Raw genomic sequence first — 25,352 nt, forward strand, 5'->3', positions numbered from 1 at the left:
TGCTTTATCCCCGAGTTAGCAGACTGACATTTCATTGTCTCAAGCAAATGGGGACATCGCCATGCTGCAAAGAATTCTGGACAGCATCATCCCTCAGAAGAAGATCCCCGATGCTGACTGGTTTGCTCTCCAGTTCGATCCAAAAAAGGCGCGCGACGTCCACAAGATACCGCTCCCTGGTTCCCCAGCGACGACACCCAGAAGGGGTTCACGGCGCTGAGCGGCGAAATCAACATGCGCCAGGCGTTCGACTTCTACGTCCACATGCGAACGGTGTGCCACCTAGACCAGGTCCGACAGCCCAAGGTGCTGGACTTCGGAGGTGGATGGGGCCGCGTCAGCCGCTTGTTCTTGAGGGATACGAAGCCGCGGAACATCTATCTGGCAGAGACCAGAGCGTCCACCGTTCAACTGCTCAAAGACTTGAACGCACCATACACCGTCATTCACAACGCGCCGCCACCGCCTATCATTGGCCTGCCCAACGACCTGGACCTAGTTTTCGCCTATTCCGTTTTCTCCCATCTGTCTGAAAAGTATTTCCTCGACTGGATGGCCTATTTCCTCAATGTGCTGAAGCCGGGCGGCCATGTCGTGTTCACGTCACGCGGCCACTATTTCATTCGTCACCTGCAACATCTGCATGCGAGAGAAGAGGCGGCGGATCCTACCTTGGCTGAGCATATTCGGCGCCTGAAGCAGATGATGCCGCACCCTGACCAGATCCTTCGTCTCCATGATGCTGGGGAGTTTCAGTTCTACCCCATTGGCGGCTCGGAGGAATTGACCCCAAGCTTCTTCGGCGAAGCATTCATCCCCGAAGCCTATCTGAAGAAGCACTTCGGAGACGCCATCATCAATTTCACCGAAGACGTACCCCGGGTTGACCAGAGCATAACGGTTCTGCGCGCAACCGTTAGGTCCTACGCCGTGACAGACTTGATCACGGCGTAGCTGATCACAATGGCCTCAGAGAGAGAGAGAGAGAGAGAGAGAGAGAGAGAGAGAGAGAGAGCCGAGGCTGACGTTGCGCACATCGATCGTGGCTGAGAGCCGGCTGCCGCCCGCGCATTGAGGGTGTACGAGCCCGCCGTGCCGGCCGAGATGTGGTTGAGGACGACAATATCGGTTCGCTGCAATGAACTGTTTGTCAGGACGAAAGAGACAGTCGTCGAAGCCGCCAGCGCCGCAGCATTCATGGTGATCTGCCCGGTTGCCCTGTTTAGCGTCACACCAGTGGACTTGCTCGTCGCCTGCGTGACCGTGCCGCCTGCCCCGTCGCATAGCCGATGCCGTTGGTCGCGCCGGCGGACAATACGGCTCCCGAGAGTGTCAATGTGCCCGAGGCATGGGTGATCGTATAGTTGCCGTTCGCCCGGTTGATCACGCCACCGGTGGCGAGGAATGCATCGGACCATTGCAGAGCCGTAGTGCCGAAGGAGAGGTCAGGCGCTATGGAAAGAGAGGCATTCCGCCGCCCTGCAACGCGATGGCTTCAGGAATCCGCACGAACGAATTGCGAGATTGGTGGCATCTGCTGCCCGCTGGCAACCCAAGCTCTTCATTCGGGACGCTTGGCGAATTCCTCGCCGGCAATTCGCACCGCCTGTTGCACGATGGGATAGCCGCTGTAGAGAACGAGGTTGAGGAAGGTTTCGAGCACCTCCTTGCGGCTCGCGCCGGCATTGAGTGCTGCATTGATGTGGACACGCAGCGGGGCTTCCGCTGTCTTGGTCGCGACCGCGGCCAAGGCCGCGCAGGCCGTCAGCTCGCGGGTCTTGGGATCGATGCCTGGTCTTGAGAAAATGTCGCCATAGGAATGCTCGACGATCATGCGACCGATGTCCGGTGCGATGTCGTCGAAACCGCGGATGACCGCTTCACCGGACGCGCCGGACGTCTGTGCAAGTGTCGTGAGTCCACGCTTCCGACGCAGCTCCCGGCTCTCGGACAGCGGCGCTGCCGCGGATGGCGCCGTGATCGCTGTAGCTCCGCGGTCTGCCGAGAAGGCCCGTTGGGCGAGATCGAAGGCGTTGAGTGCGGCGGGAAATCCAGCATAGACGCTAAGCTGCATCAGCGCCTCGGCAATCTCTACGGGCGACAGGTCCTGCTTGAGGGCGGCCTTGAGATGGAAATCGAGAGCTTCGTCGCGGTTGCCGGTCGCCGCCAGCATCGAGATGATGGCGAGGTGCTTGGCCTTCGGTTCCAGCCCCTCGCGCGACAAGGCCTCGCCGAAGGCGAATTCAATCGACCAGCGTGCAAGGTCCGGCGAGATCGTCTCAAAAGGCCGCAGATGACCTTCGCCGTCGAGCGTCGAGAAGAGTTTCAGGCCGCGCCGGTATCGCTGGGTTCCGTCGTCGCTTGCCGGTGGCGGGGCCTCGAAGGTGATGTGCCGCTCCCGGAAGATCTCGCGCACCAGGGCGATCGAGTCGATGGCGGAGGGGAAGCCGAGGACCGCCACGGATACGAACAGCAACTCCACCAAATCCTGCGGTCTCCCTCCGGCGTTGAGGAAGCCCGTCATATGAAACTTGAGCTGCGGCTGGACGCTGCCCAGCGCCATCAAACAAGAGACGGTGCAAATCTGCCGCAGCGGCAAATTCAGTCCCGGACGGGAGAGAATATCGCCATAAGGATATTCGACCGTAAAACGCGCCAAGTCCGGCGACGCCTCAGCAAGGCGTTTGATCGGCAAGTCAAAACCTTCGCCGCCGATCCGCCGGAGAACTTCCATGCCGCGTTCGAAACGCTCGCCGTTTGCTTTGTGAGCCATGGTCTATTGGATACTCCCTAGTCAAGCGCTTCATGAAGAGGTTTCGGGTGTTTCATGACTTCGGCCATGCAACGCGACAGATATTGCCGCGCGTCCGGGCACGGCTACTACCTTCTGCGTCGGGGCGTTTCGAATGGGGCGATCAGGCTGATTCATCGCCGGATAATTGCGATAAATCCAATTCATTATTAGTATAGCCGTCATGAAGGCAGTGCATCTCGCCAATATCGATCTGAATCTGCTGGTGGTGTTCGACGCCTTGGTTGCAGAAGGTCATGCCACGCGCGCCGCCGCACGGATCGGGCTGACCCAGCCGGCCGTCAGCCACGCCCTCAACCGGCTGCGGGCCTTGTTCGGCGATCCACTCTTCGTCCGCTCACCGCGTGGTATGGTGCCGACTTCGCTGGCCCAGGATATCGCTCCGAGCGTGCGGTCCATCCTCGAACAGGTGGAAGGCGTACTGCGTGGCGGGCGTGCTTTCGACCCGCCGCGAGCACACGGCAGTTCGTTCTCGGTCTCTCGGACTATGTCGCCTTCGTGCTTCTGCCTCGTCTGACCGCACGCCTCGACCAGGAGGCGCCGGGCGTGTCTCTCGTCGTCCGCAATACGAGCCGGAGCGTCGGCCTGCCGATGCTGGAGGATGGCACGGTCGAACTGATCGCGGGCAACTTTCCGGAGCCGCCGACACACATGCGGGAGGAACTGCTCTACGAAGAAGACTTCATCTGCGCCGGCCGCGGCGACCACCCCAATCTCGGCGAACCGCTCGATCTCGACCGATATTTGGCCCTTCGACACATTCAGGTCTCGATGAAGGGCAATCCGAGCGGCTACGTCGACGCCGTGCTGGCGGAAAAAGGGCTCAAGCGAAATGTGGCCGTGACCGTCGGACACTTCCTGATGGCCCCGATGCTGGTGGATGCCTCCGATCTCGTGGCGACGGAACCACGCCGCCTCTTCTCGCCGCTTGCCGGCCGCCTGCCCCTCAGGCTCCTCCCGCCGCCGATCGACATTCCCCTGTTCCGCGTGGTGCAGACATGGCACTCAAGGCACGATTCTGATTCGGGCCATCAATGGCTGCGACGCATTCTCCGGGAAGTCGGTCAACAGGTATAAGTCGCTAGTCTACGGACGCGTGGCCGCCGCAACGGTCCCACGGCCTCGGCGCTTCTTCGTCGGCCCACACGGGCGGGTCGTGCTCAATGGCGTCGGACATTTTCCGCAGCGGTAGACGAAAACGTAGTGCTCATAACTATCGGTCGTGGCCCGCCAGACGGATCGATTTCGATCGAAGTTGTTGCACTAAAAGCCTGAAAACTCGCGATATTTCAAGCGGTTGCCGATCTATTTCATTGATTGCCATATAGACGGCAGGCCCTGCGAGCACAAGACTTTACGGATGTTCAAAGTCGCCATTTAACAGTAAACTGGACATAAAGTCGGGCACTGAGGCTCGGCATAGCGCCGACGGGAGGGGGCGTGGCAGTCAAATACAAAGTCTATACACGGCCACGACTGAACGGCGACGGAGTGTGGGGCGCGTGGCTGCTATTGCTTTCGCCGCCCGTTAACGGCGTTGGCTGGTGGTGGCAGATGTCGAGCCCAAGCTGGTGCCGCTGGGCATGGTTTTTGTCAGTGGCTTGACCTTCTTGGGCGGTTTCGTGCTGCTTTTGATTGGGAGAGACTACGACAGCACCATCAACGAGATAAGTTCGAGCTAACGTCAATGGGCCTGTTTGATTGGCTCTTCGGCGGCGCTACAGAACCTCGGATAGGCCGCCCGCATATATCTGACATCGCGGTTCCGATCGCCGGCGATGACGGCACACCCGCCAGCAAAAACCAGATCGATGCGATCGAACGCCTAATCTGCGAGCCGCCCCTTGGCGATCTTACCTATCAGCAGGCGGCGGCGATAATGTCGGCGCGATCCTACTCCAAGTTTGTTCTGGACGATGTCCTATCCAAACCGGGCATCCGTCATCCAAGGCGATCAGCTTATCTTGCATTGCAGGCCAATTTGATCGCCTTCATTGTCCGCGCCCCTCAGGCCCGAGTATATGTATGCAGGTGGAGCGATAAGAATTTCGAAAGTGGAGAGGAAAAACCTCCAGCCAAAAATGTTCATTGGCAACAAGCGGTTGCGTTTGTCGCACCGGTGATCGCCAAATTGAAGGCGTAGACCTCCAAGCAGTCGCGCTAGACCTTACTCGCCACCAGGTAGGCCGGCGGAGCGTTTCGGCGATCTATCGGCTACGTCGTCGAGCTTCCGGGGATCGGAGAAAAAAGGGAAGCGCCCACCTTCGGCGCACTCGTTGCCGCCTTCCTCGCGCTCTGCTTCGTCCCTCCGCTAGGTTTGGCCGTGCTGGAAACTGCCTTCGCTGGGTGGTCGCTTGTCGTTTTCCTCGCCGTTCGTTTTGGTGCGGTCGCCCACAATTCGCGTTGCCGGCGCTTTATGCGAAAGCAGAGCCTTTAGTCTTTGGAAAGGGGAGATGTGGTTCTTCTCGGAGGCGCAGGCGGCGCGCCGGGATTAAAGGCGCCGGTACTAGAGGCGAATGAATGGATATCTTTGGCATCAAGGCGCTTTTGATCTGCGCGCTGATCTTCATTCCGTTCGAACATCTGTTTGCCGAGCGGCCGCAGAAGATTTTTCGCAAGGGTTTCGCTGTCGACCTGATCTATCTGCTGTTCAACGGCTTCATCATAAAGCTGGCCATCGCCATGATCGCGGCCGGTGCCCTCGGCGCCGCTGCATTCCTGGTTCCGCAATCGATAACGCAAGCCGTCAGCGGTCAGCCGGTCTGGCTGCAGGTTGCGGAAATCATCGTGATCACCGATATCGGCGTCTATTGGGCGCATCGGGCCTTCCACAAAATCCCCGCGCTTTGGAAGTTCCATGCAGTTCACCACGGCATCGAGGAACTGGACTGGCTCGGGGCTTTCCACAATCACCCGGTCGACGCCATCGTCACAAAGGCGATATCGCTGACGCCGGTCTTTTTCCTCGGCTTCTCCGAAGCCTCGATCGCCATCTTTTTTATCATCTATCTTGGGCACACGCTGCTTGTTCATTCAAACGTGCGGATTCCGTTCGGCCCTTTGAAGTGGCTGATCGCCAGCCCGCAGTTCCATCGCTGGCACCATGCCAACCAGCGCGAGGCCTATGACAAGAACTTCGCCGGGCAGTTGCCTTTCCTCGACATGCTGTTCGGCACCTACAATGTCACCGGTGACAAGGTGCCGGAGAAGTACGGCGTCGACGACCCGATCCCTTCCACCTATTTCGGTCAGATCGGCTATCCGCTGCTGCGCCGCAGGAAGCTGTCGAATCGGGCAGTGCCGAGCACCGAAGCCTGATGGCTGGCTCGACGGTGCGGCATCCACACCGGTCCGCTTTCAGGCCCATAGAACGCCGCACCACCAGAGGGCTTTTCGCCTCGAATCGGCTAAACCTTGAGGCATGAACGAGACCTCACTCTATGCGCCGGTGAAGCGGTTCCTCGAAAGCCTCGACTTCGTCGTCAAAGGCGAGATCGGCGGCTGTGACATCGTCGCGCTGCGCGAGGGCGAGCCGCCTGTCGTCGTCATCTGCGAACTGAAGCTGCAGTTCAATCTGGAACTGGTGCTGCAAGGTGTCGATCGCGCGGCCGCCTGCGACGAGGTGTGGCTGGCCGCGCGCATGTCGGCCCGTGGCAAGGGGCGCGAAAGCGATGCCAGGTTCCGCAATCTCTGCCGCCGGCTTGGTTTCGGCCTGCTTGGCGTGACCGCGACCGACCGGGTCGAGGTGCTTCTCAGCCCGATCGCGCTGGCGCCGCGCAAGAATGCACGCCGGCGCTCTCGCCTGGTCGACGAGCACCAGCGCCGTCGCGGCGATCCCGTTGCGGGAGGAGGATCGCGCAATCCGATCATGACGGCCTATCGCCAAAGCGCCCTCGCCTGCGCTGCCGCCATGGTGGACGGACCCAGGCGCCCGCGTGATCTGAAGGCGCTGACGCCGATCGCGCCGAAGATCCTGCAGCACAATGTCTATGGCTGGTTCGCGCGCGTCGACCGCGGCCTCTACGATCTCACCGATGCCGGCCGTGCCTCGCTGGTCCGTTGGCCGCAGCCATCGGACGATCAATCCCGACACGCAATTTTGAACACACCGGCCATATGATTGAAGATTCCTGCGGGGTCCGAGGCGGCCCGCTCGGTTGATTTCTCTGACAAAATATGTTGCTTGTCCCGCCCATGAAGAAGCTCTGCATGATCGCCTTGGCGTCAGTGACACTGAGTTTTCCAGCCAACGCAATGGACAGTGCATTGCGTGCCGGCCTGATGAAACTCGATCCCCAAACCCGTCTTGAACAGCGTTGTGACGCCGAAGTGCTCGACCGGATCACCCACGACGATCGCAAGTTCAAAGCCGATCGCGTCGTCGCCTACGCCTTCGCGACGCCCGAGATGGGCGCGGATGCGATCAGGAGCCCGGGTGCTGCGTTTCGCAGCAAGGGGCAATGGTACCGGCTGAAATTCAAGTGCCAGACGGCGCCCGACCATATGGAAGTTTTGCAGCTCCGCTACCGGATCGGCGACGAGATTCCGGAGGCCGACTGGGCAAAGTACAATCTCTACGATTGATTTGTGATCGGCCATGGTTTTGCCTGGCTGTCGGCAAGTGCCGCGAAGCCTTTGATCCGGCTTTGGCGTAACGATGCTTCAGTGATGTCGCTATGCGTGATCCCTTGACGCCAAGGGACCACCAAGTTAGGGCCGTCTGGATAATCGACGAACACTCGGCAAATCAGCAAGGGCTTCCGGTCGATGGACATTTTTTTCAGCGCTGCCAGCCTGACCGCCCTGCTCCAGGTCATCGCCATCGATCTCGTGCTCGCTGGCGACAATGCAATCGTCATCGGTCTTGCGGCTGCCGGCCTGCCGGCCGAACAGCGTAAGAAGGCGATCCTCCTCGGCGTGGTGGCGGCAACGGTGCTGCGCATCGGCTTTGCTGCGGTGACCGTCAAGTTGCTGGCTATCGTCGGCCTGCTGCTGGCCGGCGGCATCTTGCTGCTGTGGGTTTGCTGGAAGATGTACCGCGAGCTGCGCACGTCCCATGCCGACGAGCTGGAAGCGACCGAGGCGCTGTCGAACGCCGATCTCAACAGCGACAATGCGGTGGCCGGCAAGGCGAAGCGCAAGACGCTCGGCCAGGCGGCATTGCAGATCGTCGTCGCTGACGTGTCGATGTCGCTCGACAACGTGCTGGCGGTCGCGGGTGCTGCGCGCGATCATTTCCCGGTGCTGGTCATCGGCCTCGTGCTGTCGATCGCCCTGATGGGGCTCGCCGCGACGTTCATCGCAAAGCTGCTGCATCGCCACCGCTGGATCGCCTATGTCGGCCTGCTGATCATTTTCTATGTGGCTTTGGACATGGTCTATCGTGGCGCGGTGGAAGTCTGGCCGCACGTAAACGGCGCCGTCAGCTGAGACTGCGCCAGCCACGGCTTCGATCCGGAAAGCTTGGTCCGCGGCGCAATCGCCGTGCGTTTTGCCGCATCGCAGGCCTGCCATACCAATGCCGCAATAAGTGTGGTACTGCGCCGGCAATCCTGAAAAGCCCGGAAAACCTCTATGTCCGCTCCTCGCGTGAGTTTTGTCAGTCTTGGATGCCCGAAGGCCCTTGTGGATTCGGAACGCATCATCACGCGCCTGCGCGCCGAGGGCTACGAGATCGCACGCAAACATGACGGCGCCGACCTTGTGGTCGTCAACACCTGCGGCTTTCTCGATTCCGCCCGCGATGAGTCGCTCAATGCCATCGGCTCCGCGCTTTCGGAAAACGGCAGGGTCATAGTCACCGGCTGCCTCGGCGCCGAGCCGGACGTCATTCGCGAGAGGCACCCCAATGTGCTGGCGATCACCGGGCCGCAGGCCTATGAGAGCGTGATGGCCGCCGTGCATGAGGCCGCACCGCCTTCGCACGACCCCTATCTCGACCTGCTGCCGCCGCAGGGCGTCAAGCTGACGCCGCGCCACTACGCCTATCTCAAGATTTCGGAAGGCTGCAACAACCGCTGCACCTTCTGCATCATTCCCGCACTGCGTGGCGACCTCGTCTCGCGACCTGCGGCCGATGTGCTGCGCGAAGCCGAGAAACTGGCCAAGGCAGGCGTCAAGGAACTCCTGGTCATCTCGCAGGACACCAGCGCCTACGGCATCGACATCAAGTACCAGACCAGCATGTTCGGTGACCGCGAAGTCCGTGCGAAATTCCTCGACCTTTCCGAGGAACTGGGCAAGCTCGGGATCTGGGTGCGCATGCACTATGTCTACCCCTACCCGCATGTCGCCGACGTCATCCCGCTGATGGCCGAGGGCAAGATCCTCCCCTATCTGGATATCCCCTTCCAGCACGCTTCGCCGCAGGTGTTGAAGAACATGCGGCGGCCGGCACATGGCGAAAAGACGCTCGAGCGCATTCGCGGCTGGCGCGAGGTCTGTCCGGATCTCGCCATCCGCTCGACCTTCATCGTCGGCTTCCCCGGCGAGACGGACGATGATTTCGAAATGCTGCTTGACTGGCTCGATGAGGCCAAGATCGACCGCGCCGGCTGCTTCAAATACGAGCCGGTCCGTGGCGCCCGTTCCAACGATCTTGGACTCGAACAGGTCCCGCAGGAGATCAAGGAGGCGCGTTGGCACCGCTTCATGCAGCGCCAGCAGAAGATTTCAGCGACGCAGCTGGCCAAAAAGGTCGGCAAGCGCTTGCCGGTGCTGATCGACGAGGCGCACGGCACATCGGCAAAGGGCCGCACCAAATACGACGCGCCCGAGATCGATGGCTCGGTGCATATCCAGTCGCGCCGTCCGTTGCGCCAAGGCGATATCGTCACCGTCAAGATCGACCGTGCCGACGCCTATGACCTCTATGGTTCGGCGGTCTGACGGAGCCGTATTTACTACATCTAGCGATAGTTCAGACCGTTTAACCCATTCGGCCGCGGCCCGCACTATGGTTTCCGGACCGTAAATGCGGAGAGTTCGGGATGAACACCAGACCTGCTGGGCAGGATTACATCGCGACGCTGGACCTTCTCAGGCTGGCGGCAGCCCTTGCGGTTGTGCTCTTTCACTATTTCTTCCGCGGCGCGGCCGCCGAAGGCTTTCTCGCCGAGTGTTATCCGCTTGCCGCGCCATTTGCCCTCTACGGCTATCTCGGCGTCAATCTGTTCTTTCTGATCAGCGGTTTCGTCATTGCCTGGTCGGCGGAAAGCCGCAGCTGGGACCAATTTGCAATCGCGCGGTTCGTTCGCCTCTATCCGGGCTTCCTGTTCTGCATGACGATCACCTTCGCAATTGTCGTCCTTGCCGGCTCACCGCTGCTTTCAGCCTCTTTCAGTCAGTATGCCGCCAATCTGTCGATGTTCGCGCCGGCCTTCGGCCAACCCTTCATGGACGGCGTCTACTGGTCGATCGTTCTTGAACTGGTGTTCTACGGATGGGTAACGCTGGCCCTCTTCACCGGGCTCTTCCAGAAACGCAAGCTGGAATTGATCTTCGTCTGGCTGACGATCTCGGCCTTGAACGAATTCTTCCTCGGCAGCGGCGCGGCCAGGCTGCTGTTCATCACCGAGTTCGGGCCGTTCTTCGCCGCCGGCGTGCTGGTCCATCACATCCATGCGCATGGGCGTTCACTGCCGGCCTTGCTGCTGCTCGCCGCCGCCTTCCTGATCTCGTGCGGTACACTATCCGTGACGCGGCACTGGATGCAGAACCATTACGGCATTGCTGTTTCGTCGGCCAATCTCGTCGTCGCCAATGTCGTCATGCATGCCGCGTTGATCGGCGCGGTGCTGCTGCGCCATCGTGTCAGGCCATCAGCGCTCATCCTGGCGCTGGGCGGACTGACCTACCCGCTCTACCTGCTGCATCAGAACATCGGCTATCTCGCCATCAATGCCGCAACACCCGTGGTCGGGAAATGGTTTGCCGCCGTCGGCTGCGTCGCACTCATGCTCTTCGTTTCGTGGGCGATCTGGCGCAGCTGCGAACGACCCGCGCAGCGGCTGCTCAGGATTTGGCTCGGCCGCGCGGTCGATATCGGACTGGCGCGATTTCGTCGCGTCTCTACCGAAGCACAGCCCGCCGAATGAAAAAGGGCGCCTCGCGGCGCCCTCCTCATTTTGATATCTCGCGCTTCTTACTGCGGCAGCTTGTCGTCGACACCCTTCACATAGAAGTTCATGCCGAGCAGCGTGCCGTCATCGGCGACTTCGCCGTCTTTCAGCCAGGGCGTGCCGTCCTGCTTGGCGATCGGCCCGGTGAAGGGGTTCCAGCCGTCGGAGATCTTCTTCGTGGTCGCCTCCGCCATCGCCTTCACGTCGTCGGGCATGTTGGTGAAGGGGGCGAGCTTGACCGCGCCGTCCTTGATGCCAAGCCAGACATTGCCCGGCTTCCACGTGCCGTCGAGGGCTGCCTGGACCCGGCTGATGTAATAGGGACCCCAATCATCGGTGATCGAAGTCAGCTGCGCCTTGGGCGCGAACTTGATCATGTCCGAAGACTGGCCAAAGCCCTGCAGGCCCCGCTCTTCGGCCACTTGCAGGGCAGCAGTCGAATCGGTGTGCTGCACGATGATGTCGGCGCCCTGGTCGAACAGCGCCTTGGCGGCGTCGGCTTCCTTGCCCGGATCGAACCAAGAGTTCACCCAGACGATCTTGGCCTTGAAGTTCGGGTTGATCGACTGCGCGCCGAGCATGAAGGAGTTGATGCCCATCACCACTTCGGGGATCGGGAAGGAAACGATGTAGCCGGCAACGCCGGACTTCGATTCCTTGGCGGCGATCTGGCCAAGAACGTAGCGGCCTTCATAGAAACGCGCATTGTAGATGCCGAGATTGTCTGATGTCTTGTAGCCGGTGGCGTGTTCGAACATCACCTTGGGGAACTTCTTGGCGACCTTAACTTCCGGATCCATGAAGCCGAAGGAGGTGCCGAAGATGAGCTTGCAGCCTTCGCGCGCCAGGCGCTCGAAAGCACGGTCGGCATCGGGGCCTTCCGAGACGTTTTCGAGATAGGCGGTTTCGACCTTGTCGCCGAGCGCCTTCTCCACCTCGAGGCGGCCCTGGTCATGCTGGTAGGAATAGCCGAAGTCGCCGATCGGACCGGTATAGACCCAGCAGGCCTTGAGCTTGTCCGCGGCTTGCGCCGTTGCCGCCAGCGAAAGGGCAGCGGTCGTGGTCATCAGGGCAATAAGCAGTTTTTTCATTGTGTTACCTCTCTGAGTTAAGCCTTGGAGCTTCCCGTTTGTTTTTATTGTCAACGATCCGGAACGAATGGCTGCCCCAAGGAAGCCGGCGTGTTCATCATCGTCAGACGCTTGTTGCGCGAGATTAGAACGAGAACCACGACGGTTGCCAGATAGGGCAGCGAAGAAAGGAACTGCGAAGGCACCGGAATGCCAAAAGCCTGTGCATGAAGCTGGCCGATCCACACCGCGCCGAAGATGTAGGCGCCGGCCAGCACCCGCCATGGCCGCCAAGAGGCGAACACCACCAGCGCCAGCGCGATCCAGCCGCGGCCGGCACTCATGTTCTCCACCCATTGCGGGGTGTAGACCAGCGACAGGTGACCGCCGGCGAGACCGGCACAGGCGCCGCCGAAGATCACCGCGAGATAGCGGTAGCGGATCACCTGGATGCCCAGCGCATGGGCGGACGTGTGGCTGTCGCCGATCGAGCGCAGCGTCAGCCCGGTACGGGTCCTGAACAGGAACCACATGACGGCGGCGGTCAGTGCGATCGAGATGTAGAAGATTGGATCCTGGCCGAACAGCAACCTGCCGACCACCGGGATGGAGGTCAGCCCGGGAATGTCGAGATTGGGCAGCCGTTCGCCGGGTTGGCCGACGAAACTGGTGCCCATCATGCCGGACAAGCCAAGGCCGAGCAGTGTAAGCGACAGGCCAGTCGCCACCTGGTTGGTGGCCAGCGACAGTGTCATCACGGCAAACAGCAGCGAGAACACCGCGCCCATGGCGATTGCCGCCAGGAGGCCGATCCAGGGTGATCCGGTGAGATAGGTCGCACCGAAGCCGCCGACGGCGCCCATGATCATCATGCCTTCGACGCCGAGATTGAGCACACCGGAGCGCTCGACCACCAGTTCGCCGATTGCCGCGATCAGCAGCGGCGTTGCCGCCGTGGCGATGGTCAGAAGGATGTTTACGGTGATGTCCATCAACGGGCTTCCTTCAGCTTTGGCGTGGCTTCGAGTTTCGCGGCACCCTCCGGTTTGCTCAGCGCCAGGCCGACCAGGCGAATGCGGTAGTGAATGAGCGTGTCGCAGCCGAGTACGAAGAACAGCAGCATGCCCTGGAACACCCGCGCCACCTTATCCGAGATGCCAAGCGCGCTTTGCACCGCCTCGCCGCCGAGATAGGTCAGCGCCAGCACCAGGCCGGCGGCGACGATGCCGAGCGGGTTGAGGCGGCCAAGGAACGCCACGATGATGGCGGTGAAGCCGTAGCCGGGCGAAATGACAGGCTGCAGTTGGCCGATGGCGCCCGAGACTTCCGAGATGCCGGCAAGGCCAGCCAGCGCACCCGACAGCAGGAAGGCGAAGAACACCATCCGGTTGAGGCCGAAGCCGGCGAAGCGCCCTGCCCGCGGGCTTGAGCCCAGCACGCGCACCTCAAAACCTTTCAGCATGCGGCTCATCAGGATCCAGACCAGCACCGCCGCGATCAATGCGAAGACAAAACCCCAGTTTGCCCGTCCGGCATCCGGCATCAGTTCCGGCAACACGGCCGAATCGTTGAACTGGATCGTCTGCGGGAAACCATGGCCCTGCGGATCGCGCCAGGGTCCGCGCACCAGCCAGTCGAGGAAGAGCTGCGCGACATAGACCAGCATCAGGCTGGTCAGGATTTCGTTGGTGCCGAAGCGTGTCTTCAGCAAGGCCGGGATTGCCGCGCAGGCCGCGCCGCCGACCATGCCGAGCAAAAGCATCAGCGGCAGCACCAGCGGGCCTTCGAACTGCGGAAACAGCACCGGAATCATCGAGCCGGCGATGCCGCCGAGGATGAACTGGCCTTCGGCGCCGATATTCCAGATGTTGGCCTTGTAGCAGACCGACAGGCCGACGGCGATCAGGATGAGTGGCGCTGCCTTGATCGCCAACTCATGCAACTGCCAGACCTGGCTGATCGGCTCGATGAAATAGATATTGAACGCGGTCAACGGGTTGACGCCGAGCAGCGCGAACAGAACCGCGCCGGCGACGATCGTCAGTGCGAAGGCGATGAATGGCGACAGGGCCGAGAACAACGCTGAGCGCTGCGGGCGTTTGACGAGTTCGAGGCGCATCATGCCGTCTCCAGTCTATGTTCGGCGTGCCCGGGTTCGGCGCCGCCCATCAGCAAGCCGACCTTCTCGAAGGTCGCCTCGGCGATTGGCATCGGCTTCGACAGCTCGCCATTGTGCATGACGGCGATCGCATCCGATATTTCGAACAACTCGTCGAGATCCTGGCTGATCACCAGCACCGCCGATCCGCTGCGCGACAGTTCGATCAAGGCCTGGCGGATGTGGGCGGCAGCGCCCGCATCGACGCCCCAGGTCGGCTGGTTCACCACCATGACATCAGGCCGGCGGTCGAGTTCGCGGCCGACGATGAATTTCTGCAGATTGCCGCCCGAAAGGGCTGCGGCTTCCGGATCCGGCGCGCTCTTGCGCACATCCATCGCCTCGATGATGCGTTGGGAGGCGGCGTAGATGGCGGCGCTCTTGACCATTCCCCCATTGCCGACGAACGCCTTGCCGTCGGTGGCATGGCGCGACAGCAGCAGGTTCTCGGAAAGCTTCATGCGCGGCGCGGCACCGTGGCCGAGGCGTTCCTCCGGCACAAAGGCAGCACCCAGCAGGCGGCGTCCGGTGATGGTGAGGCCACCGGCATCCTTGCCGCGGATGCGCACGGAGGACGCGTCCTGCTGCGGCACTTCGCCTGAGACGGATTCGAAGAATTCGCCCTGGCCGTTGCCGGCGACGCCCGCGATGCCGATCACCTCGCCGGCGCGGACGTTCAGGTTGATGCCCTTGAGCGGGATCGAGAACGGCGTTGCCGGTTTGCGGCTGAGATTGCGAATCTCGAGCAGCGGCTGCGCCGTGGCGATCCCCTCGACCGGCGCGCGCACCACGGCCTGCACCTCGTTGCCGACCATCATGCGGGCCAGCGAAGACGCGGTTTCCTCGCGCGGGTTGCAGTGGCCGACGACCTTGCCGTGGCGTAGCACGGTGGCACGGTCGCAGATGCGTTTGACCTCTTCGAGCCGGTGCGAAATGTAGAGGATGGATTTGCCTTCCGAACGCAGGCGCTCCAGCGTCTCGAACAGCTTGTCGGCTTCCTGCGGCGTCAGCACCGAGGTCGGTTCGTCCAGGATGATGAGCTGCGGTGTCTGCAGCAGGCAGCGGATGATCTCGATGCGCTGGCGCTCGCCCACCGACAGGTCGCCGACCAGCGATTCAGGATCGAGCGGCAGGCCATAGCTGAAGGAAAGCGCCCTCGCCTTCGCCGCGATGCTGCTGATCGGCGAGCCATCATCCAGCGACAGCGCGATGTTTTCGGCCGCGGTCAGCGCCTCGAACAGCGAAAAATGCTGGAACACCATGCCGATGCCGAGTTTTTTCGCGACGCCGGGGCTGGAAATCCTGACGGCTTTGCCGTTCCAGAAGATCTCGCCGGAATTGGGCTCCAGCGAGCCGAACAGCATCTTGACCAGCGTTGACTTGCCGGCGCCGTTTTCGCCGAGCAAGGCGTGGATTTCACCTCTGGCGATGTCGAGATCGATATGATCGCACGCCGTCAGCGTGCCGAATATCTTGGTGAGGCCACGCACCTCGAGCAGGTTCGTGTCGTTCTGATTTGCACTCACAGTGCCTCCCATCTGGTTAGCCAGATATGTTCTGTGTTCCCGCAGCATGGTAGGCGCGGCCGGCTCTCATCGGAAAGCGGCACGCGTCTTGAAAGAGCTTCAAGAATTTCAGCGGAAATTCAAGGGATAGCAAGGCAGAACGGACAAAGGGTGCGTTGAGATTCAGGTCAGGCCGAGCCGAAAATGGTGGATTCCGAGAACCGGAGCGGAGTGTACTTTTTCGTACGTGAGCACCGGAAGCGCAGGAAGCCGCCATTTGCAGGCCGGCATCACCTGAATCTTAACGCACCCTAAGGGATGAGAATGGTCGTCCCTGTCGTCCTGCGCCCCTCGAGGTCGGAATGCGCTTTGCCCGCGTCCTTGAGCGCATAGCGCTGGTTGATCTTGATCTTGACGGCGCCACTGAGCACGACTTCGAACAAGGCAGCGGCGGAGGCTTCGAGGTCCTCGCGTTTTGCATTGTAGACGAACAGCGTCGGCCGGGTTGCGAACAACGAGCCTTTCTGTGCCAGCAACGACATGCTGAACGGCGGGATCGGTCCCGAGGACTGGCCGAAGCTGACGAACATGCCGAGCGGCCTCAGGCAGTCGAGCGAAGCCGGAAACGTGTCGTTGCCGACCGAATCATAGACGACATCGCATTTCCTGCCACCGGTGATGGCGGCGACGCCGGCGACGAAATCCTGTTCCTTGTAGTTGATGACGTGGTCGAAGCCGTGCGCCCTGGCGAGCTCGATCTTGTCTGACGAGCTGGCGGTGCCGATGACGGTCGCACCAAGATGTTTCGCCCATTGGCCGAGGATCAATCCGACGCCGCCGGCCGCGGCATGGAACAGGATCGTGTCGCCTGCCTTCACCTTGAACGTCCGGCGCAGCAGATATTCCGATGTCATGCCCTTCAGCATCATCGCGGCGGCCTGTTCGTCGCTGATGCCATCCGGAACCTTGACGACGCGGCTGGCGTCGATGACGCGCTCTTGCGCGTAAGCCCCTGTCGTCACGGCATAGGCGACGCGATCGCCCGGCTTCAACCAGTCGACGCCCTGGCCAACCTCCAGCACCACGCCGGCGGCTTCGCTGCCAGCAACAAGCGGGAACCCGCCGGGCGGCGGATAAAGACCCGAGCGATGATAGACATCGATGAAATTGAGGCCGATCGCCGTGTGCCGGATCAGGATCTGTCCCGATCCCGGCTGGCCGGGATCACTGTCCTCATAGGTCAGGACTTCCGGGCCGCCATGGGCGTGGATGCGGATCGCTTTGGACATGATTGGACTTCCTATGGGAGTGGCTGATCAGGCCTTCTTGGCACCGAGATTTGGAAAGAACTGCATGATGCCACCAATGCAGGCAAGGTAAAGCCCGGTGATGGTGATGCCGATCTTGGTGAAGGTGCTGACCTGTTCGCCCAGCACGCCGATCTGGTCGTAGAAGGCGGCAAGTGCCGCTTGCGCAAGGGCAAGCGCGCCGAAAGCGCACCACAAAAGGGTCATCCCAAGATTGATGCGCCGCAGCCGCACCACCCGCACCGGGTGGATGAAGTTGATCGGCACGAAAGTCAGAATGCCGGCCATCACCACCACCGCGAACGAAACCCATTGTCCGGGCTCGATGACGAACAGCGTGAACACCACCATGTTCCACACCACGGGAAAACCCTTGAAGAAATTCTCCTTCGTCTTCATGCCGGTGTCGGCATAATAGATGGCGCTGGAGACGACGATGATCGCCGCCGACAGGAACGACAGTCCCTCGCCCATGAAGCCGCGCTGGTAGAGCGCGAAGGCCGGGATCAGGACGTAGGTCACATAGTCGATGATGTTGTCGAGCATTTCGCCCGACCATGTCGGCAGGATCTCCTTGACCTCGAGCTTTCTGGCGATCGGCCCGTCGATGCCGTCGACGAACAGTGCCAGCCCAAGCCACCAGAACATCGCCGTCCAGCGCTCTTCGCTTGCCGCCACCAGCGACAGGAAGGCCAGGAACGAGCCCGACGCGGTCAGCAAATGGACGGAGAACGCCCTCGCCTGCGGCCAGGTGACTTTCTTCTTCGGCCGCGGAATCCGGTCCGTGATCTTTTTGGCGGCCTTTCGGGCCGTTGTGTTCTTGCTCACGGGCCCCGCCAATCCAGCTTGCAGATTTCGGCCGAACGGCCGGCGAAATTCCAGTTGCGGCCGAAAGCCCGCATCTTGCTCTTGTCGGACCTGGCAACGATGATCTCAGGCGCGATCCAGTATTCCGAATTGCTGATCACCGTGTCCTTGTCGCGGTCCTTGCCGGGGATCGGCGTCACCGCCCCGTCGATGATCTTCGGTATCTGGAAGATGCGCGTCTTGTCACGCGTCTCATAGGTGATCGGCACCTGCTCGACGCCGAGGAAATTGCCGACCAGGATGGAGAGCAACGATGTTGTTCCGCCAGCCTTGCCGGTGAAGATTTTGGTCAGTGCCTTGACCGCGTAGACCGAGGCCCGCTTGTCGATGAACAGGCCGGCGGTCCAGTTGCCGCGGCTCATGTAACCGGGGATTTCCATGACCAGCCCAAGATTGAGACCGGACAGATCGACGTCGCCGAAATGGCCGGCGTCGATGCGAAACCCCGCCCAGGTCTGGCAATAGCCTTCGGTCGGCGGATGATTGCCGAGGGACAGCACGCAAGGGCAAAAAACCGTGCAATTGCAGGAGAGTACGAGCTCTCCCTTCATTGCCCAGCCATGATCTGCCATCGATTTTCCCCCATTCACAACGAGACTACTAGCAGCGCGGCTGCCCAGACAAGCAGTATCGCACCGGCCAGCCGGGTTGGAACCCTGCTGGCTGTTTGTTTTTCGATCAGGGTGAACAGCCCGATCAAAGCCATCCAGAAGACGTTCATGACGCCAACGGCGAACATCACCAGCATCAACGCCCAACAGCAGCCGAGGCACCACAGGCCTTGCGCGACCCCAAGCCGAAAGATGCTGAGGGGCCTTGCACTCCAGTTCGAAAACAAGATCGAAAACGGGTTCTTGCACTTCGTCAGGCAGGCTTCTTTCAAGCCACTGAACTGGTAGAGGCCCGCAATCAGCAGCGCCAGCGCACCGGCAATGCCGACGACCGGGTCGAGCATCTCACCGGGGGAGCCGAATGCGTGTGTGGCCAAGGTCAGCGCCGCGAACATCACGGAGGCGGCGAGCCAGACGCTGAGGTAACCGGCGACCAGCACCAGCGGGTGGACGACCGGTTCGCCCTTAATGCGAGCCGTGTCGGCGATTTCGCAATAGGTGCGGATCATCGGCGCGGCCGAAGGCAGCATCGTCGCGATCGCCATCAGGAACCACATCAAAACGAGCGCACCGGTCTGCAGGCCGGGGCTTGCGTCCAGCGGCACCGGCGACAGGCAGAGCACGAAGAAGCGTTCCAGGAAATCGGGCAGCGGCAGTCGCGGCAGGTTGCGCAGGATCGTGTCGCCGGGGCCGCCGACGCCCGCAATCCGCCCTTCGGCGCCGCGGATTGCCATCGCGGCAAGGAACAGCCAGGCAAGCAGGATACAAGCGCCGATGACGACGTTTACCGTGACGCGAGGATTGCGCGCGATGGTCGCCATGGCACGGCCGGCGCGGTCGAGATGGCTGAAGTCGTCCTGCTGGCCGGTCATGTCATCCGAATGAGCCGAATCGCCGCGTTGATCAAGCGGCATGATCTGACCTATATGCTCATCGAACGGCAGGTCGGGTGGACTGCCTCGCACTGCAAGCCGGAAGCCGATCTTGGAGCATGAGCAAACCGCGCGGATACTGGTTGCTGGCACGGGGCCGGCAGGACTGATCGCGGCGCTCGGTTTCGCCGCCGCAGGCTTCCCGGTAACGCTGGTCGGGCCGCAGGCCACTGCCCCGGATGGCCGCACGACGGCGCTGATGAACCCCGCCTTGAAAGTGCTTGAGCGGCTCGGCGTGCTCGAAGACATCAAGCCGAAGGCGGCGCCTCTGAAAGTCATGCGCATCGTCGACGCGACCGGCCGGCTGATCCGCAGCCCGGTCGTCACCTTTCGTGCCAGGGAGATCGATGAGGACCAGTTCGGGCTGAACCTGCCCAACAGCGTGCTCAATCCGGCACTCGCCGGCAAGGTTTTAGCGCATGCCGGCATCGAATGGCTGATGTCGATGGTGGCGGACTGGCATCTCGATGCCGAGCACGTCCGTGCCGTCCTGACCGACGGCAGCACGGTGGACGCATCGCTTGCGGTCGCCGCGGACGGACGCTTGTCGCCGGCGCGCCAGGCGGCCGGCATCTCGACCTCGGCCCGCTCCTATCCGCAGGCAGCTTTTGTCCTCAATTTCGGCCACAGCGTCGACCATGCCTTCACCTCGACCGAATTTCACACCGAGACCGGTCCGTTCACACAGGTTCCTCTGCCCGGCAATCGATCGAGCCTGGTCTGGGTGGTGAAACCCGAGACCGCGACCGAACTCGCCGCATTGGACGATGCAACGCTTTCGATGCGGGTCGAACAGCAGATGCAGTCGATGCTGGGCCGGGTGACGGTGGAGCCGGGCCGGCAAATCTATCCGCTTTCGGCGGTGACGCCGCTGCGTTTCGCAAGGGACCGGATAGCGCTGGTCGGCGAAGCCGCCCATGTGTTTCCGCCGATCGGCGCGCAAGGCCTCAATCTCGGCATCAGGGATGTCGACGATCTGATTGGAATCGCTTGTGAAAATCGTAACGATCCGGGCGCCGCCAAGGCCCTGGCGACCTACGACTTCAAGCGTCGGCCCGACATTCTGGCGCGCAGCAGCGCGGTCAATCTGCTCAACATGTCGCTGCTTTCCGACATGCTGCCGGCCCAGATGGCCCGTGTTGCCGGGCTCGGCGTGCTCGGTGGCTTCGCGCCGCTTCGCGCTTTTTTCATGCGCGAGGGACTCCGTCCCGGCAGCGGCTTCGCGGCGCTGGCCGGCGGCCTGCGAAGGCCGGCACGCTGACAGCGAACTTCCGAACGTTTCCGACAATCTGCGTCATCGACGGTCATCGACATCGCCGCGTGCGGCAAAACCTTTGGATCGCGTTATGCGTAGCTCAGAGAGCGCTTAACGCTTCGGGATTGAACTGATGAGCAGTCTGCGCCAAATAAAGCTAAGGAATTCAGTGGTGAGTACGATGAAAACAGCCAAATTCGCAATCGGACAGGTGGTTCGCCACCGGCTGTTTCCATTCAGGGGCATCATTTTCGACGTCGATCCGCAATTCGCCAACACCGACGAATGGTACGAAGCCATCCCTGCCGACGTGCGGCCACGCAAGGATCAGCCGTTCTACCATCTGCTCGCCGAGAATTCGGAGACCGAATACATCGCCTACGTCTCCGAGCAGAATCTGCTCGAGGATCAGTCGGGTGAGCCGGTCCGGCATCCGCAGATCAAGGAGATGTTCGACAAGAAGCCGGACGGGCGCTACGAGCCAAAACGGCAGTCCAAGCATTAGCCCATTAAGAGACGGTCACAAAAAAAGCGGGGCATGACCCCGCTTTTTTATTGGCCGGACGATATCGGCGATCAGTTGGCGGTCTTCGCCTTGTCCTGCTCTTCCTTGAGCTTCTTGGCGAAATCCTGGTTGTTCTTGGCGACGAAGTCCTGAAGCTTCTTCTGCCGGTCCTCGATGTCCGACTGCTGCAGTGCCGGGCCGTCATAGGCGCCGCTGAAGCCCTGCAGGGCGATCTTGATCGGGTTGGGCTGGTTCTGGAAATTGACGGAGGTCAGCGTGATCGCCTGGCCTTTCTTGAACGCGGCGACGAGCTGATCGGTCAGCGGCACTTCCGCCACGCAACGATCCGGGAAGCAGATCACATAGTCGAGCTTCTGCGCCTTGCCGGTGTCGATCTGCAGGCCGATGCCGGGAGGCACCAGACGACCGGTCGGGACCGTCACCTGGAACACCTTGCGGTTCACTTTGCCCTTCAGCTCGATCAGGCTGACGCCGGTGACCAGCTGGCCGTTGCCGGCGGTGGTGATGTTCTGGACATTGCAGATGTCGACGTCTTCCTGCTTGGTGCAGGCCTTGAACCAGCCTTGCGGAATCTGCTGTTGCTGCTGTGCGGAAGCGGCGGGAAGTCCTGCGCCCAGAAAGCCGACCACGCCAGCGGCCATGACCGACAGGCGGTACGCGTTGCTGTTCAGGCTCGTCATGTCGTGCACTTCCTCTCAAATGATCCCGGGACCGGCTTCTTCGTGCCGTGTGGTCCAGCTACCTGTTGCCGAAATGAGGCAACAGAATGACTTCGGAGGGCGTGTTACACTGCAAGCGGTGTCGAATCCAGCCCGATGTCAGCAATTGTTGAACGCGCCGTTGGCCGGCGCGCAGCTGCCTCATGCTAGGGTGCGCACCGAATCATCAAGCCGACCTGTTAAGGAGACGGTCATGGGCCGCGTTTTCGTTTGGCTGATCACCGCGATGTCGTTTCTCGCACTTTCGCATCAGCCGGCCGCATCGGAGCCGAAGCACGCGATCGCCATGCAGGGCAAGCCGGCGCTGCCGTCCGACTACACGCATTTCAACTACGTCGATCCCGATGCGCCGAAGGGTGGCTCGATCACCTATTGCGTCGTCGGCAGCTTCGACAATCTCAACCCTTTCATCCTCAAGAGCCTGCGCACGACGGCGCGCGGCATGATGGACACGATCTTCGGCAATCTGGTCTTCGAACCGCTGATGCAGCGCAATGCCGACGAGGCCTTCACGCTCTACGGGCTGCTGGCCGACACAGCCGACATGGATCCCGAGCGCAAGAGCATCGAGTTCCACCTCAACCCGAAGGCCAAGTGGTCGGACGGCCAGCCGGTGACGCCGGAAGACGTGCTGTTCAGCTATGACGTCTATACGGAGAAAGGCCGCCCGCCCTACAGCGACCGCATGGCCAGGGTCGCCAAGCTCGAAAAGACCGGCGACCACAGCGTGCGTTTCACCTTCAACGACAAGGCCGATCGCGAATTCCCGCTGATCATCGCGTTGACGCCGATCATCCCGAAGCATGCGTTCGACAAGGAGACCTTCGACAGGACGACGCTTAAACCGGTGATCGGCAGTGGTCCCTATACGGTCGCGCAGGTGCAGCCCGGCCAGCGCATCGTGTTCAAGCGCAACCCGGATTACTGGGGCAAGGACATCCCGGCCAAGCGCGGTTTCGACAATTACGACCAGATCACCATCGAGTATTTCCTCAACGCCAACGCCAAGCTCGAAGCGTTCAAGAAGGGCCTTTGCGCCATCGACGACGACAGCGATCCGGTGAAGCGCGAGCGCGATCTCGACTTTCCGGCCTTCCACAAGGGCGACGTGGTCGCCGAAACCTTCGACACCGGCATTCCGCCCGTGGTGACCGGTTTCCTGTTCAACACGAGGCTGCAGAAATTCGCCAATCCGGCCGTGCGGCGGGCGCTCGGCATGCTCTACGACTTCGAATGGGCCAACAAGAACCTGTTCGGCGGCAAATACACGCGCACGATGAGTTACTGGCAGAATTCCGAGCTTTCCGCACTCGGCCATCCGGCCGACGACAGGGAGAAGGCGCTGCTGGCGCCCTACCCCGGCCGCGTGCCGACCGATGTCATGGACGGCACTTACCGGCCACCGGTGACTGACGGATCGGGCCAGGACCGTCGGATACTGAAGGCAGCTTTCGACCTGCTCAAGAGCGTCGGCTACCACGTGCAGAACGGAACAATGCTCGATGCCGAGGGCAAACCTTTCGGCTTCGAGATTCTGACCGCCTCGCAGGACGAGGAGCGCCTTGCCGGCATCTACCAGCGCACGCTGGAGAAGATCGGCATCGACATCACCATTCGCAGCCTCGACGGCGATCAGATCCAGTCGCGCAAGCAGCGCTTCGATTTCGAGGTTCTGGTCGGATCGAGCGGCTTCAATAATTCGCTGTCGCCCGGCATCGAGCAGACCGGGCGTTGGAGTTCAGCCGCGGCCAGGACGGAAGGCTCGTTCAATCTTGCCGGCGTCGCCGATCCGGCGGTGGACGCGGCAATCGAAGCGATGCTGCGCGCCCGCTCGAAGGAGGATTATGTCGCCGCCGTCCGCGTTCTCGACCGGCTGCTGATCTCCGGCAACTACATGGTGCCGATGCAGCACAACACGCAGCAATGGATTGCCTACTGGAACTACCTGGAACATCCGCAAAAGACGCCCATATTTGGTTATCAATTGCCAAGCTGGTGGCGCAAGCCGAATTGAAGATACAGGAGATCGAGATGAGCGAGATGAACGCCATCACCGTCGATGTGGTGTCCGACGTCGTCTGTCCATGGTGCTTCATCGGTCAGAAGCGGCTCGACAGAGCGATATCAGCTGTCGGTGACGTCGACGTGCATATTCGTTGGCGGCCATCCCAGCTCGATCCGACCATTCCGCCGCAAGGCAAGGATCGCCACGACTACATGCTGGCCAAGTTCGGCAGCGATGAACGCATCCGCGAGATTCATGCCCGCATCGAGCCGCTCGGCGAAGTCGAAGGCATTGCCTTCGCCTTCGACGCCATCAAGGTGGCGCCGAACACGCTCGATGCCCACCGCCTGATCCGCTGGGCGGGTGCTGCCGGCGAAGCCGTGCAGAACAGGCTGGTGCGCCGGCTGTTCCAGCTGAATTTCGAGGAAGGCGCCAACATCGGCGACCATGCCGTTCTGATCGAAGCCGCGCGCGAGGCCGGCATGGATGCATCCGTGGTCGCCACGCTTTTGCCGACTGACGCCGATGTCGAGGCGGTTCGCACCGAGATCGCCACCGCGTCCCGCATGGGCATAACAGGCGTGCCGTGCTTCCTGCTCGAGGGCAAATACGCGGTCATGGGCGCGCAGGATGCCGATACCCTGGCGGATGCCATTCGTCAGGTGGCGGCTGCCAAGGCGCGTGGCGAATTGGAGAAGGTCGGCTGAGACCGGCCACCCTTCTCCTTTCCCGACAGGAGCAAGTCTTACTTCACCGTCACCTTGGCCTTGCTGATGAAAAATCCATGGCCGTTTGTGGCCGTGCAGGTCAGTCCCTTGGTTGACGACTGGCACGAGAACGGCCCTGCGCTCCAGCTGTTGCCGTAGCCAAGCTTGTCGACATCGCTGCAGCAGCCTTGCTCGCCTGGGTTTTTGATCAGTGTCGCCGGCCCCTTGGGGCCCAGGATTATGGTGACATAGCTCGGCTCGACGCGCGAGCAACTCAATTCCGGGCCGCCACCCTGCGGCTCATAGGTGCTGGTGCCCCCTTTTGCCGTGTAGATGCAGCCGATGTTGCCGGACGGCGCGTTGAACTCGATCTGGCCTTCGGCGCCGGCCGGGATGCTCTGCTCGGCGGCATGCGCCAAAGGTACCCAGGCAAAGAGAGGCAGCCAGGCAGAGAGGAACAGGATTGCGGCCGCGCGTGCAAGCATTGGGAGCTTCCTTGTTGGAGAACCGGACATACAGGGGTGCCGATACTGCCCGGCAAGGTTCAATCCCGAACGGATGAATTGTCAAACGCAGTTCCTGAACCGCCAAGACGGAACGCGCCGCTCACACCATTTCCGGTCACTTTCCTGCCTCAGGCAAGGATGATCACGGCATGCCAGGCGAGATCGCGAACGCCAGATTTTCGGGTTTTCGGATCAGTCCGCAGTGAGAAAACCGATCGGTCCGTACGATTTCGAGTTCACAAAACCGTGCGA

The 25,352-nt window shown here is 61.4% G+C and carries 27 protein-coding genes; 16 read left to right on the forward strand and 11 right to left on the reverse strand.

Annotated elements, in window-relative coordinates; translation table 11 throughout:
• Window positions 1–234: 234 nt before the first annotated feature.
• Window positions 235–954 (forward strand): class I SAM-dependent methyltransferase, encoded by a 720-nt coding sequence (locus ACFOJ9_RS15365; RefSeq protein ID WP_378979597.1) that lies wholly within the window; start codon window positions 235–237, stop codon window positions 952–954.
• 607 nt (window positions 955–1,561) lie between these two features.
• Here ACFOJ9_RS15365 and ACFOJ9_RS15370 read toward each other — a convergent pair.
• Entirely contained in the window at window positions 1,562–2,623 is a 1,062-nt protein-coding gene (locus ACFOJ9_RS15370) for a carboxymuconolactone decarboxylase family protein (protein ID WP_378987798.1), read from the reverse strand.
• On the opposite strand from ACFOJ9_RS15370, the gene ACFOJ9_RS15375 reads away from it, so the two are divergent.
• The 11 genes from ACFOJ9_RS15375 (at window position 2,525) to ACFOJ9_RS15425 (ending at window position 10,908) form a co-directional block, all read left to right on the forward strand.
• Window positions 2,525–2,794 carry a hypothetical protein gene (locus ACFOJ9_RS15375; RefSeq protein ID WP_378988341.1) on the forward strand — a complete coding sequence of 90 codons (270 nt, stop codon included), beginning with the start codon at window positions 2,525–2,527 and terminating at the stop codon, window positions 2,792–2,794. The genes ACFOJ9_RS15370 and ACFOJ9_RS15375 overlap by 99 nt on opposite strands.
• A gap of 181 nt (window positions 2,795–2,975) precedes the next feature.
• Complete coding sequence (locus tag ACFOJ9_RS15380) at window positions 2,976–3,329, forward strand: LysR family transcriptional regulator (protein WP_378979598.1); 354 nt, start codon at window positions 2,976–2,978, stop codon at window positions 3,327–3,329.
• On the forward strand, window positions 3,311–3,889 hold the full coding sequence (locus ACFOJ9_RS15385) for a LysR substrate-binding domain-containing protein (RefSeq protein ID WP_378979599.1): 579 nt from the start codon (window positions 3,311–3,313) through the stop codon (window positions 3,887–3,889). The genes ACFOJ9_RS15380 and ACFOJ9_RS15385 overlap by 19 nt, the downstream gene beginning before the upstream one ends.
• A gap of 470 nt (window positions 3,890–4,359) precedes the next feature.
• On the forward strand, window positions 4,360–4,494 hold the full coding sequence (locus ACFOJ9_RS15390; protein ID WP_378979600.1) for a hypothetical protein: 135 nt from the start codon (window positions 4,360–4,362) through the stop codon (window positions 4,492–4,494).
• Between the two features lie 5 nt (window positions 4,495–4,499).
• Window positions 4,500–4,955: a hypothetical protein gene (locus ACFOJ9_RS15395; protein WP_378979601.1), complete on the forward strand. Its 456-nt coding sequence runs from the start codon at window positions 4,500–4,502 to the stop codon at window positions 4,953–4,955.
• 377 nt (window positions 4,956–5,332) lie between these two features.
• On the forward strand, window positions 5,333–6,130 hold the full coding sequence (locus ACFOJ9_RS15400) for a sterol desaturase family protein (RefSeq protein WP_378979602.1): 798 nt from the start codon (window positions 5,333–5,335) through the stop codon (window positions 6,128–6,130).
• Between the two features lie 103 nt (window positions 6,131–6,233).
• Window positions 6,234–6,932 carry a DUF2161 domain-containing phosphodiesterase gene (locus tag ACFOJ9_RS15405; RefSeq protein ID WP_378979603.1) on the forward strand — a complete coding sequence of 233 codons (699 nt, stop codon included), beginning with the start codon at window positions 6,234–6,236 and terminating at the stop codon, window positions 6,930–6,932.
• Window positions 6,933–6,988: 56 nt separating this feature from the next.
• Window positions 6,989–7,396, forward strand: a complete 408-nt coding sequence (locus tag ACFOJ9_RS15410; protein ID WP_378979604.1) for a DUF930 domain-containing protein — start codon at window positions 6,989–6,991, stop codon at window positions 7,394–7,396.
• 183 nt (window positions 7,397–7,579) lie between these two features.
• Complete coding sequence (locus ACFOJ9_RS15415) at window positions 7,580–8,242, forward strand: TerC family protein (RefSeq protein ID WP_378979605.1); 663 nt, start codon at window positions 7,580–7,582, stop codon at window positions 8,240–8,242.
• A gap of 144 nt (window positions 8,243–8,386) precedes the next feature.
• Entirely contained in the window at window positions 8,387–9,700 is a 1,314-nt protein-coding gene (rimO, locus tag ACFOJ9_RS15420; RefSeq protein WP_378979606.1) for a 30S ribosomal protein S12 methylthiotransferase RimO, read from the forward strand.
• Between the two features lie 101 nt (window positions 9,701–9,801).
• The gene (locus ACFOJ9_RS15425) at window positions 9,802–10,908 is read left to right on the forward strand and encodes an acyltransferase family protein (RefSeq protein WP_378979607.1); all 1,107 of its coding nucleotides are present in this window, start codon (window positions 9,802–9,804) and stop codon (window positions 10,906–10,908) included.
• Between the two features lie 47 nt (window positions 10,909–10,955).
• Here ACFOJ9_RS15425 and ACFOJ9_RS15430 read toward each other — a convergent pair whose 3' ends face one another.
• The 8 genes from ACFOJ9_RS15430 to ACFOJ9_RS15465 all read right to left on the reverse strand — a co-directional run bounded on the left by ACFOJ9_RS15430 (window position 10,956) and on the right by ACFOJ9_RS15465 (window position 19,364).
• Complete coding sequence (locus ACFOJ9_RS15430) at window positions 10,956–12,023, reverse strand: BMP family ABC transporter substrate-binding protein (protein ID WP_378979608.1); 1,068 nt, start codon at window positions 12,021–12,023, stop codon at window positions 10,956–10,958.
• A gap of 50 nt (window positions 12,024–12,073) precedes the next feature.
• On the reverse strand, window positions 12,074–12,994 hold the full coding sequence (locus tag ACFOJ9_RS15435) for an ABC transporter permease (protein ID WP_378979609.1): 921 nt from the start codon (window positions 12,992–12,994) through the stop codon (window positions 12,074–12,076).
• Window positions 12,994–14,124: an ABC transporter permease gene (locus ACFOJ9_RS15440; RefSeq protein WP_378979610.1), complete on the reverse strand. Its 1,131-nt coding sequence runs from the start codon at window positions 14,122–14,124 to the stop codon at window positions 12,994–12,996. The genes ACFOJ9_RS15435 and ACFOJ9_RS15440 overlap by 1 nt, the downstream gene beginning before the upstream one ends.
• A complete protein-coding gene (locus ACFOJ9_RS15445) occupies window positions 14,121–15,698 on the reverse strand; it encodes an ABC transporter ATP-binding protein (RefSeq protein WP_378979611.1) in 1,578 nt (525 codons plus the stop codon). Before ACFOJ9_RS15445 ends, ACFOJ9_RS15440 begins: the two co-directional genes overlap by 4 nt.
• 278 nt (window positions 15,699–15,976) lie before the next feature.
• On the reverse strand, window positions 15,977–16,954 hold the full coding sequence (locus tag ACFOJ9_RS15450) for a quinone oxidoreductase family protein (protein ID WP_378979612.1): 978 nt from the start codon (window positions 16,952–16,954) through the stop codon (window positions 15,977–15,979).
• 27 nt (window positions 16,955–16,981) lie between these two features.
• On the reverse strand, window positions 16,982–17,800 hold the full coding sequence (gene pcsA / locus ACFOJ9_RS15455; RefSeq protein ID WP_378979613.1) for a phosphatidylcholine synthase: 819 nt from the start codon (window positions 17,798–17,800) through the stop codon (window positions 16,982–16,984).
• A complete protein-coding gene (locus ACFOJ9_RS15460) occupies window positions 17,797–18,411 on the reverse strand; it encodes a DUF1326 domain-containing protein (RefSeq protein WP_378979614.1) in 615 nt (204 codons plus the stop codon). Before ACFOJ9_RS15460 ends, pcsA begins: the two co-directional genes overlap by 4 nt.
• A 14-nt stretch (window positions 18,412–18,425) precedes the next feature.
• The gene (locus ACFOJ9_RS15465) at window positions 18,426–19,364 is read right to left on the reverse strand and encodes a DUF2182 domain-containing protein (RefSeq protein WP_378979615.1); all 939 of its coding nucleotides are present in this window, start codon (window positions 19,362–19,364) and stop codon (window positions 18,426–18,428) included.
• Window positions 19,365–19,434: 70 nt separating this feature from the next.
• On the opposite strand from ACFOJ9_RS15465, the gene ACFOJ9_RS15470 reads away from it, so the two are divergent.
• The gene (locus tag ACFOJ9_RS15470) at window positions 19,435–20,643 is read left to right on the forward strand and encodes a UbiH/UbiF family hydroxylase (RefSeq protein WP_378979616.1); all 1,209 of its coding nucleotides are present in this window, start codon (window positions 19,435–19,437) and stop codon (window positions 20,641–20,643) included.
• A gap of 175 nt (window positions 20,644–20,818) precedes the next feature.
• Window positions 20,819–21,142, forward strand: a complete 324-nt coding sequence (hspQ, locus tag ACFOJ9_RS15475; protein ID WP_378979617.1) for a heat shock protein HspQ — start codon at window positions 20,819–20,821, stop codon at window positions 21,140–21,142.
• A gap of 71 nt (window positions 21,143–21,213) precedes the next feature.
• Here hspQ and ACFOJ9_RS15480 read toward each other — a convergent pair whose 3' ends face one another.
• Window positions 21,214–21,843, reverse strand: a complete 630-nt coding sequence (locus tag ACFOJ9_RS15480) for an invasion associated locus B family protein (protein WP_013531658.1) — start codon at window positions 21,841–21,843, stop codon at window positions 21,214–21,216.
• Between the two features lie 232 nt (window positions 21,844–22,075).
• On the opposite strand from ACFOJ9_RS15480, the gene ACFOJ9_RS15485 reads away from it, so the two are divergent.
• A complete protein-coding gene (locus tag ACFOJ9_RS15485; protein ID WP_378979618.1) occupies window positions 22,076–23,896 on the forward strand; it encodes an extracellular solute-binding protein in 1,821 nt (606 codons plus the stop codon).
• Between the two features lie 17 nt (window positions 23,897–23,913).
• On the forward strand, window positions 23,914–24,594 hold the full coding sequence (locus ACFOJ9_RS15490) for a DsbA family oxidoreductase (protein ID WP_378979619.1): 681 nt from the start codon (window positions 23,914–23,916) through the stop codon (window positions 24,592–24,594).
• Window positions 24,595–24,632: 38 nt separating this feature from the next.
• On the opposite strand, the gene ACFOJ9_RS15495 is transcribed toward ACFOJ9_RS15490, so the two are convergent.
• Window positions 24,633–25,079, reverse strand: a complete 447-nt coding sequence (locus tag ACFOJ9_RS15495; protein ID WP_378979620.1) for a hypothetical protein — start codon at window positions 25,077–25,079, stop codon at window positions 24,633–24,635.
• Window positions 25,080–25,352: the final 273 nt, after the last annotated feature.

This window comes from Mesorhizobium cantuariense, assembly GCF_042647205.1.
In the GTDB taxonomy this organism is placed as follows: Bacteria; Pseudomonadota; Alphaproteobacteria; order Rhizobiales; family Rhizobiaceae; genus Mesorhizobium; species Mesorhizobium cantuariense.